The sequence below is a fragment of the Candidatus Aquicultor secundus genome (genome assembly GCF_002791875.1).
GTDB classification, from domain to species: domain Bacteria; phylum Actinomycetota; class Aquicultoria; order Aquicultorales; family Aquicultoraceae; genus Aquicultor_A; species Aquicultor_A secundus.
In genome coordinates this window covers 1-10427 of the sequence record NZ_PFNG01000045.1, presented here as the reverse complement: position 1 = coordinate 10427, position 10427 = coordinate 1, and the positions used below count along the sequence as shown (strand labels likewise).

9 protein-coding genes and 1 pseudogene are annotated in these 10427 nt (G+C 46.5%); 6 read left to right on the top strand and 4 right to left on the bottom strand.

The features are described 5' to 3' along the window. Both COY37_RS01935 and COY37_RS01930 read right to left on the bottom strand, forming a co-directional pair. Window positions 1–1039: M56 family metallopeptidase (locus COY37_RS01935; RefSeq protein WP_286975769.1), on the bottom strand; the 1039-nt coding region annotated here is incomplete at its 3' end. An 18-nt stretch (window positions 1040–1057) separates the two neighbouring features. Then, window positions 1058–1465 carry a BlaI/MecI/CopY family transcriptional regulator gene (locus COY37_RS01930; protein ID WP_286678895.1) on the bottom strand — a complete coding sequence of 136 codons (408 nt, stop codon included), beginning with the start codon at window positions 1463–1465 and terminating at the stop codon, window positions 1058–1060. Window positions 1466–1822: 357 nt separating this feature from the next. On the opposite strand from COY37_RS01930, the gene COY37_RS01925 reads away from it, so the two are divergent. After that, on the top strand, window positions 1823–2377 hold the full coding sequence (locus COY37_RS01925; RefSeq protein WP_286975766.1) for a ferritin family protein: 555 nt from the start codon (window positions 1823–1825) through the stop codon (window positions 2375–2377). Between the two features lie 166 nt (window positions 2378–2543). Here the strand turns inward: COY37_RS01925 and COY37_RS01920 are convergent, their stop codons facing one another. After that, a complete protein-coding gene (locus COY37_RS01920; RefSeq protein WP_286975763.1) occupies window positions 2544–3419 on the bottom strand; it encodes a GGDEF domain-containing protein in 876 nt (291 codons plus the stop codon). Between the two features lie 29 nt (window positions 3420–3448). After that, a complete protein-coding gene (locus COY37_RS01915) occupies window positions 3449–6082 on the bottom strand; it encodes an HD domain-containing phosphohydrolase (RefSeq protein WP_286975760.1) in 2634 nt (877 codons plus the stop codon). Between the two features lie 203 nt (window positions 6083–6285). Here COY37_RS01915 and COY37_RS01910 point away from each other — a divergent pair, with 203 nt between their 5' ends. From COY37_RS01910 to COY37_RS01890, 5 genes and pseudogenes are all read left to right on the top strand, one after another. After that, complete coding sequence (locus tag COY37_RS01910) at window positions 6286–6846, top strand: DUF2680 domain-containing protein (RefSeq protein WP_286678844.1); 561 nt, start codon at window positions 6286–6288, stop codon at window positions 6844–6846. A gap of 312 nt (window positions 6847–7158) precedes the next feature. Then, entirely contained in the window at window positions 7159–7869 is a 711-nt protein-coding gene (locus tag COY37_RS01905; RefSeq protein WP_286678843.1) for a response regulator, read from the top strand. Beyond that, window positions 7862–9049, top strand: coding sequence for a sensor histidine kinase (locus COY37_RS01900; protein WP_286678842.1), 1188 nt, complete (start codon window positions 7862–7864; stop codon window positions 9047–9049). Before COY37_RS01905 ends, COY37_RS01900 begins: the two co-directional genes overlap by 8 nt. A 72-nt stretch (window positions 9050–9121) precedes the next feature. Then, window positions 9122–9916 (top strand): hypothetical protein, encoded by a 795-nt coding sequence (locus tag COY37_RS01895; RefSeq protein WP_286678841.1) that lies wholly within the window; start codon window positions 9122–9124, stop codon window positions 9914–9916. A gap of 56 nt (window positions 9917–9972) precedes the next feature. Then, a pseudogene (locus COY37_RS01890) lies at window positions 9973–10427 on the top strand (hypothetical protein); the annotation flags it as partial.

Sequence of the window (10427 nt, the reverse complement as noted above, 5' to 3'; positions counted from 1 at the left end):
GCGTATACTGACTGATTTTAAGGCCTATGACCGGTTGGATATAGATGAGAAGTACAAATAGGAAAGTTTTTAAAGAAGTTCTTATTGCTGAAGGATAAACGCTAGGTGGCATCGGGCTTGTAATAAATTCTATCCTTTTTTCGAGTGCCGAGTGCCGATATGCAAAGCTTTCTACTGTGGTAGGCAGAAGCCGTTTTCTATTTGGCCCAGCATCCTTATGGAAGAGTGCTACATCAATTAAGGTATTGGCAATTACCTTAGGGGATACGCCCGTTTTTTCAAGTGCTATTCTATCGCACACCTTTTCTTTTTCTTCTTCAAGCGTACGGTAGCTTAGGCGAATTAGGGGATTGAAGAACATAACATCTCGCAGTATAAGTGCGAGCCAGCCGGTAAAACTATCTTTTCTCTTTATGTGTGCCAGCTCGTGGGCCAGCATTATTTCAAGTTGCTCTTCAGGAAAGGAATCAACCAAATCTCGCGATAACACTATTATCGGTGCCCTATAACCGACACTAAAGGGAACAAACTGGTAAATATTGGAAAATACGAGTTTAGGGGGGCTGCTACTTAGCTTACCGGTAAGGTTCCTAAGGCTGGCGTAAAGCTGCGGATACTCGGTTTCATCAACCTGCTCAGCTTTTCTAAATCCCTCAAAGAAAAGGAATAATTGCACCCATCTAGCTGCTAATAAAATCAGTATTATAGCTACAACTGCTTCGGTTGCTATAACCAGCGCGGAATGATCGTAGGTCATTGTATAAAGTTCATTTCGAGGTAGGGTAAAGAAGCCAAAGGGATCCGGCATTCGAAAGCCTATCATTAGGAATTTGTTCTTCGGTACATGTGCCGTCGTAGACGTGCTATCAATAAATACGATAAAAGCTTTAAATAGTGGCAGAAAGAGGAACATAAACCTTGTTGCGGGGTTTTTGACCCTGAATACCTTAAAGATTAAAAGCACGAAAAGGAGTGATGCCGCGGCATCAAAGATCGATGGAAGGATATGATTAAGCAGCAGTGATTCCCAGAGGAGCACAGCACACCCCTTCGTGTGTTATTTGCTATTTAATTCTTTTCTTAGCTCAAGCAGTTTTTCAACGTCCTCTTCTTTCTTCAGCTTTAGAAGATGTGAGATGAGGGGTGTCGCTACGCCGCCGAGTATCTTGTTGACAACGGTATCGACAATCAGTTTGGCCATTGTGTCCCTGCCTATGGCTGCCGAATAGACGTATGCCTTACCATTTTTGTTTTGCTTAAGCAGGCCTTTCTGGGCCATGTTGTTCATAGCCGCCATTACCGTTGTGTAAGGGATATACCCTTCCTCAAGCATGGTCTCATGAACCTCGCGCACCGTAATTTTCTTATACTGCCAAACAATGTTCATGATATCGGCTTCGAGCGTGCTGAGTCCGTTGATGCCTAGCTTCTTCGAGCGTTTCCTGGTTCTTGGCTCTCTTTCCATTTTCTTTCTCCTCTCGATAACTTTAGTTTGTTAGGGTTTATTTGTTAAATGCTTACTAGTCAATATTTACCCCCTCTAGTCCTGTAAAAACAAGCGCTTACGGGGAGGGATGAATAAATATGACATATAAATACAGCTACATAATAGCATTTATGCGATATTTTGTTAAGGAAAAACAATTATTCGACCTCTAGGTGCGCCATAAAGCACACAGTTGTGGTACTTTCTTATGTGTTGTTTATCCAAAAACGGGTAAGCGTTACCCACAGTTGCTTGCGTGGGTGGCGAGATTGAGTTTAATATATGGAATAATCGCGTGATTGTTAAATACATAACCAGATGGAAAAGGAGACTGTTATGGAGGTATTCAAGTGTCGTATCTGCGGTGATCCGTATGTCGGCGGTTCAAAACCAAGTCACTGCCCGTTTTGCGGTGCCCCTAGTAACTATATAATTCTTGCGCATGATTGGCAGGAGCCGGAAGCATTCGAACTGACCGAGGTCTCGAAAGCCGACCTTGAACATGCGCTAATGCTGGAGAACAACAACGCGCTTTTTTATACATGTGCCTATGAGGTCAGCATGAATGTTGAGCTAAGCGCGATGTTTAAGGCCCTTGCAAAAGTCGAGGCGGAGCACGCCTCCGTAATTAGGAAACTCCTGGGCTTGCCGAAGCCGATCGAGGAAGAAGATAACAGGGGACGTTGCCAGGCTCTCGATCAGGGCAATATAAAAGAAGCGCACGATAGGGAAAAGCGGGCGATAGATTTTTACTCGAGGGCGGCGGAGGTTGCGATCGAGCCCAGGATAAAAGAGGTTTTTACGGCGCTCGTTGAGATAGAAAAGACCCATATAGAACTTAACAACAAGTATCTGGGAACATTCTCGGGTATGCAAAACCCTATTATCTAGTCGCATACTTCTTGTGGAGTTCTCAAGCATAAGCCTTTCCTTTTGAAGCAGTTTTGCGGTGAAATGCGTAAGGGCAACTACCGAGAATGCGAATACAACATCGATCCCTAAACGAAGAAGCATCGGTATATGCTCGAACTGTGCCATGTCAAGGGAGAGGAGGTGTTTATCCTAATTGACGGATGCCTGATTCGCCTGAAGGCTTGGGGCGAAAGAGCTTGATTCTATTTCCACCCTCTGTTTTGGCTTCATACATGGCCTTATCGGCGATTTTAAGGAGGGTTTTTGAATCGAGCTGTTCGCAGCCGCGCGGGACAAGACCAACGCTTATCGAAATCTCCTTCTTCTTGAGCGCTGCCATTATGCGTTTTGCAACCATAACGGCCTGGTCTTTTTCGGTATTAGGCAGGATGATGGTGAACTCGTCCCCGCCATACCTGAATCCGGAATCAACTTTATCTCTGATACTCTCACGTATGATGCTGCCCGTCATTTGAAGGACCCTATCGCCTTCAAGGTGCCCTTTGATGTCGTTATAGCTTTTGAATTTATCGATATCGAACAGCAGCAAGAAGAGTGAACCGTTATGCCTGATTGCTCTCGTTATCTCTTCGTCAAGTTTTATAAAGAAGAACCGCTGGTTATAAAGGCCGGTCAAGCTATCTGTAATAGAGAGTTCCTCAAGCCTTTTGGTGCGCCGCTTAACTTCTTGCTCGAGACATTCCGCATAACTTTGCGTCTCTTTCTGCAAGTTAATTATCTCGGAGAACGTGTTATAGCTAAGCATCGTGACCAGCAGAACGAAGATCGACCCAAAGAAAAGGATGAGGCTGACAACTAAACGTTCGTTCGATATATCCATGTTGGTAAAGAGGGAATACCCAAAAAAGACGTAGCCGACGACAAAGAACAAGATAAGCGATGTAAGGCCCTTCCAGTAATTGCTGTAGTAGGTTTCCGGAATCAGGGCAATACATTTCCTGCACCTTAGGGATGCGTATATCATTATTATAATACTGATAATGACGATTACTTTAAGCAACTCTTCTTTACCTCGTTTTACGTGTTATCCTAAGCCGGTATCTCATCTGCCTCTTCACCGACGTCGACAGGAGGTTTTGCTTCTTGCTTCGTGACGAGACCAGCTAATTCGCCTTTATCTAAGAGGTCTACGAAAACCTCGACTATTTTCGGGTCAAACTGTGTTCCCGCATTCTTGAGCAGCTCAGCGCGTGCGGTCTCTATCGATGCCGCTTCTCGGTAAGGCCTACTCGACGTCATGGCATCAAAGGTATCGACCACTGCAAGGATTCGGGCTTCTAGCGGAATATCTTCTCCCTGCAGACCCATTAAGTATCCGGTCCCATCGAACTTCTCGTGGTGATAAAGGATAATGTCCGCTATTTCTTTTAGCGCGGGAACATGCTCTAAAATCTGGAACGCTATGTGCGGATGCTGCTTTATGTGCTCGTATTCTTCGTTGTTTAACCGCGCAGGTTTATTCAGTATCTCTTCTTTTATACCTATCTTGCCAATATCATGCAGAAGGGATGCCGTTTTTAAGGTTTTGAGCCGTTCTCCATCTATACCCATCTTTTGAGCGATTGCTATGGCATAACCGGCAACATTTTCAGAATGGCCTTTGGTGTAGCTGTCCTTTGCTTCGATAGCCTGGACGAAAGCTTTAACCGTATCGATATATATATCCTCAAGCTGGTTGAAGAGATCTGTGTTGTGCATCTCGGTGGCCGCCTGGCTGGCTATAGTCGAAAGCAGCTGCATATCATTATAGGTGAACGGTTTACTTGTGAACGAAAGTAACCCAATAACCCCGTAGAGCCGCCCGTTGTATTGGAACGGCGTAAATATTGCGGAACGCACTTTGTTCAATTTGAAATCGTGTTTTGCATAACGCTTGTCTATAAGAAGCGGCTCTCTTGTTTTTGCAACCCATCCGGCCGGGCCTTCGCCAATACTTTTACCTATAATCGCCTTGGTCTGTCTATCGACATTCTTGGACGCAGTAATTTTTAGCTTCTCCGTTTTTCTATTGACTAAAAGCGCTATTCCCGCTTCCGCATGTGATATATCCATGGAATATTTAAGAGCGTGTTTTGAGATATCTTCTAGTTTTGTTAGTGAGCTTAAGGTCTTGCCCGCATAGTAGAGCGTACTAAACTCGGTAGCCGACCGCTTTACCTGCTTAAATAGCTTGGCGTTCTCTATACCGATAGCGATCTGGTTACAGAGGCTTCCAATCAGTTCAATCTCTTTTTCATTAAAGGCCTGCTTGGTTTTATAGCCAAAAACGATCGTTCCCAGCACCCTGTTTTTCGTTATCAACGGGAAACTGATTTGCGAGGTGCAATCGGGGGTTACGTTTCGGAAGCTCATGATATGCGGATCTTTTGCTAAATCCGGCCTAGCGGCAGGCCTGAGCATCAGTAACGCTTCTCCACATGTTGAGTCATGTATTGAAAACTCTTTGCTTATGAGCAGTTTCTTATCTAAACCGGCAACAGCCTTAACCTTCATCTTTAAATTATGGAAAACTTTGCAGTTTACGCATCCCATTATTTTGTCCGCAAAAGTTTCTTGCGATAGATTATTGCAATGGGTACGGTTCAATGTCCAGCACTCTAGGTCCGCCGCCTTATATGCAGGACATGCGGTTTTATTACATTCCTCGACTTCCCAACAATGAGAGAGGCTATCTTCGTCGATCAGTGTAATAGCTGTGTAATCGGCGCCAAACACGGACGACAAGGTGGCTGCGGTATGCTCGAGCGTATCATCCAGGCTAAGCGTCGAGTTGAGCGCCTTGGCGACCTCGAGATAAGCTTTTATCTCCTGCATCCTTTGTTTTGTCTCTTTATTTGCAATCTCAAGCACGCCTCTTTGCTCACCTACTTCCTGTGCGAGCAGCGCATTCAGCCCCTCCATTTTTTGCTCGGAGGATTGTATCGTCGCCGCCATCTGATTAAATGAATCGGCAAGCGTCGAGAAGTCGCTTGGCAATTCTGTCTCGATTCGTTTGCTACGGTCGCCGTTAGCAAATTCGCGAGTGGCTCTGCTGAGTTCTTTGATTGGATATGCTATGTCTTTAGCGAGCAGATGGCTTATGACTATACCGAGAATAATAATCATAAAACATGCCAGTATAATGAAGTATTTATAGAAAGCGTAAGCGGTATGGCTGTCTCTATGAATTGCAGCCGCCTCTTCAGCGCTCATCTTAATGGAATCAGCTAGTCGGTTAGAGATTACATGGATCAGGGACTCAATTTTGTCCCTCTTTATTTGAGTGACCTGCTTGCTATATTTTGGAGCGTTTATTTTAAGGTCTTGAGCGAGTATCTTCAGCTGTTCCAGGTCTTTACTTGTAGCCTTGAACCCCTCTAGGCATTTAGAGCAATCGGTCCTTCCTGCTAATTGTTTCGCATTATCGTTGAGAGCGGGAAGCCGAGCTAGGAATTCTTTGATGAAGCAGGAATCATTTGTGCGGAAGTAGCGATTCAACGTGCCATCGAGCGCCTGGAATTCGGCGCGTTCGTTTTGAACAGCGTTTGTTAACGCAATAGCGCCGGTTAGCCTTTCTGTTTTTCGTTCATATTTATTAAGACTAAGGACGCCGATAATGCCCATGATTGCTATCAGAGCAGAGAGGATCAAACCGGTTATTAAAATTCGCTTGCGTACTGACATACCGTATTCCTTAAATTATTGTAATCTAGCACGTAAACCTCGCATGTTTTTGTATCGGCAAATGTATTTTGGGGTTTACATGATTTATTAAAGATAGTGGCTTAAGAATTCGCAACTTCTCCATCTGTTCTCCATAGGTTCTTCACATCTGAGCGGTAAATTTAGAGTTGCAAGATATTGATTGATTAAAGGGAGGTGTGAAGATGTCTATCGGAAAGAAACTTTTGGTCGGTATGCTTTTGGTGGTGCTTGCCGTGGGTGCTGTCGGCAGCATTTCTTTCGCCGCCGGCAAGGGCGACACAGGTACTGCGACAGCCGGCTTCGTAAATGGATGCCGCGGCTTTTTCGGAGGTGCCGTTGATAGTCTGGCCAAGCTTCTAAACTTGAAGCCGGATCAGATTATCGAGAAGCGCAATTCGGGGCAAAGCCTGGCTGATATTGCCAAAGACCGGGGGGTATCTCAGGACAAAGTGGTATCGACGATTATGAAGGACAGGAAGAAGTTCCTGGACGAGCGCGTTAAGGCAGGTCAAATCACGAAAGAGCAGGAGAAACTCATGCTCGATAGGATGGAATCCAGGCTTAACGAGCGCATCACAGACCCGGCTGTAGGGCCCGGTGCCGGATGCGGCATGGGCGGCGCGGGCGGCCCAGGTGGTTGCGGTGGCGGACCGGGTGCTTGTGGAAGATCCGGCTTGGGCGTAAACGGTGGCTATAGAAACGCGCCCTCGTCTCAAACCAATACGCCGGTTAGTAATATATAGGATTAGGCACTAGGAAGATTCCAGAATTCTATGGAACGACTATAACGGAACGACCATAACTGAAGCAAGGCTGTAGCGCTGCTAGTATTGTAGCGCTACAGCCTTTTGCTAAGGTTGGTTTTTTTACAGTATGTTCATGGGCTGTTATGGTTAACGGAAAACATCAAGAATATACTTTGAGGGGCCGACACATTTTTATACCGTACCCATACTATGCTGGTCCGAGCTACTGATATAATGGTCGAATGGTCGGCTTAGCACGAGGCGAAATATAGACATATGCGGCGAGATGAACAGTGAGATGGAAATAAAATGAGTAGTATAAGCAAGAAAACCATACTGGTAGTGGATGATGAAAAACAGATAGTCGAGGTGTTATCCGCGTACCTTGAAAAAGAGGGATACCGTGTGATAACGGCATTCGACGGGCGTACTGCTCTTGATACCGCCCTAAGCGAGAGCCCTGATTTAATTCTGCTGGATCTAATGCTGCCCGAGCTTAACGGGTTTGAGGTATGCAGGTTAGTTCGAAATACCTCATCGATACCGATTATCATGCTCACGGCCCGCGACGATGAAACCGATAAGATTTTATGCCTCGAGGTTGGGGCGGATGATTATATAACTAAACCGTTTAGCCCGCGAGAGGTTTTGGCGAGGGTGCGGGCGGTTCTGAGACGCTCGACGAGCGAAGCGCAAAACCAGGATCAGGAGCACATGAAGATCGGCACACTTGAGATCGACCTGGCGAAGCATGAGGTCACAAAAGCGGGTTCGCCGATTCAATTGACGCCCACTGAGTTTAAGATACTGGAGGCTATGGCCAAAAGCCCCGGTAGGGTCTTTACGAGACTGCAGTTGATCGATTATGTCCAGGGGTACTCGTTTGAGGGATATGAGCGTACGGTTGATGCTCATATAAAGAACCTGCGACAGAAAATAGAAGATAACCCGAAGAACCCGGTGTGTATCGTGACGGTTTTTGGGGTGGGGTATAGGATGGAGGAAGGGAACAATGCGTAGTATAGCGGCTCGGCTGACATTGACCTTCACAGTTATCGCGCTGATTTCAATAACGGTGGTATCGCTCATTATCAACTGGGCGATCGGTAGACAATTCAACTATTATCTTGAGCACGGCCCGTGTGCCAGTGGGGTGCCGCAGAATCCGACGATGCACTCAAAAATAATGCATATGATCGGGCCTGTTGAACAAGGCTACCTCCAATCGGTCAACAAGTGGATATGGGTCGCAGGCTTGGTAAGCGCTTTAGTTGCCGGTTTAATGGGGCTGCTCTTTGCAAAGAGGATCACCGCTCCGTTAAACGAGCTGGCCACAGCTGCGAAGAAGATATCGCACGGTGATCTAACGCATAGGGTAGACGTAAGCTCAGAGGACGAGATCGGCGAGCTTGCGAAGTCGTTCAATTCTATGGCTAAGAGCATCGATAAGAATAATCAGCTAAGACGGCGGTTGCTCGGCGACATCGTCCATGAGATAAAGACACCGCTTACAGTTGTAAGGGGAAACATCGAGGCCATGCTCGATGGCGTAATTGAGCCGACCCCGAAGAAGTTGGCGGCTATACACACTGAAACGTTGCTCCTATCAAGGTTGCTCGATGACTTGCGAGACTTATCGCTTGCGGAGGAAAAGCAGCTTAAACTTCAGACCCGGCAGGAAAATGTCGGCTATATAATCCGCCAGGTTGTTGAGATGTTCAAGCCGCGTGCAAAAGAAGAGTCCAAGCACCTTGAGTTTGAGCTTTCTGAGGACCTGCCGTCGGTATCGGTCGATCGTGACCGTATCAGCCAGGTGTTTTATAATCTGATCGCAAATGCTCTTCAATATACTTCCGAAGGTGATACTGTGAAAATCGGCACGCGCCTTGATAGGTCGATTGCCGGAGGGGCGGACGATCCGGTTATTATGGTATCGGTTGAAGATACCGGCGAGGGAATTTCTGAGGAAGATCTGCCCTACGTGTTCGATCACTTCTACAGGGTTGATGAGTCGCGTGCTCGCGTGAGCGGCGGCTCGGGGATCGGGCTCGCGATAGTTAAACACCTGGTTGAAGCGCACGGCGGCCGGGTTTGGGCGCGCAGTGAACTCGGTAACGGTAGTTCATTTTTCTTTACGCTTCCGCCTGTTTTACCCGACGAGAAGGATAAAAATACTCCAGAAACGCGGGAGGCTGTATAATACAGCGGTTATTAACAGACTAGATAATAGACTGAATAATACACCAGGTAATAGACCAGGGGACCGGTTGATATGACAGCTACTATACGAGAGGTAAATAATAACCGAGGCTTGCGATTAGTCTCCGGTTTTTTATTTACCGTGTTTCTTATCGTCGCGTTGTTCGCGTACCATATCTATCTTTTGACATCATACGATATGATCGAGAAAGTGGGGATGGCTACGTCCCGGGAGATGGTGGACGTACAGTCCCTCTCTGCAATTTACTATCCTGAACTGGTAAAACAGGCAGAAAAGAGTCCCGATGCCGATCTTGTTCTGCCGGGATTAGATGTGAACCTCGGTATTAAAGCAAGGGATATCAGAAATATTTCCAAAGATCGGATTGGCGACGTTATCTCGCGTGCAATTATTAAGCGCATCTATTACGAGGGGTTTTCCAGCGTATATAAGCCGGCGACCCTCAGCGACAGCGATCAGAACGGCATGAACAATTTAACCGGTCTGGCTGATTCGTTTGTAAATAAGGATTTTAACCAGCGGATGCTTCTGGTATTCTATGTTTCGAGCGCGCTCGTGGCCCTTCTTGCCTTCCCCTTTTTCCTCTTCAGTGTTGGTTTTCAGAAGTTAACAGGGTTCGGTGTGAGCCTTATTGTCGCAGGTGCGCCGGGATTGCTCTTAGCATTTATTCGCTCGAGGTTTGAGGCTATGATGCAGGCCGATCGACTAGGTTCAGGCCTGGTGCAACACACGCTCTTGCCTTTCATTGGGAGTGTGCAGTCTACCTACCTATCGGTTTTGCTGCTTGGTATGGGCTTGTTTTTAGTCGGCATCTCAGGTATTTTCATTAGCAGGGGGAAAGCTTAATCGCAGCAAATCGACGTTACTATTGTACCTGATAAGCAGCAATAACCGGTGTAACTATGGGCAACCTCACAAAGAAAGTCAAAAAGAAAAAAAGCAGAAAGACCAAGGCTAAGATTGCGTCGCTTGTTACTATCTCGCTTGCCATGGGTTTTTTAAACACTGCGGCCGCTTTTTACCTGCGCCAGGTGTATAACGCAAAAACCCTCCTGCCCCCCACCGGCATCTCGAGAAGAGACGTTATTTTCAATGTTGGCGACATAACAATCCTGGATAAAGCCGTGGCGCTTAAGATACTTGTCGATTCTGACTTGTTAATCGCTGAGGAGATCCGGCAAGTGGCGATAGTCGCCCTTCTTGTTGCGTTCGTCTATTTGCTTGGCAAAGACATGCTGGATAGGGTAGGGTTGTTCATATTTATCGGTGGCCTATCGAGCTTGTTGTATTACGTTTTTCTATTCGCTTTCACCCGCTGGCCAAGCTCCTTGCTTTCTAAGGACATCATTGCCGTAGT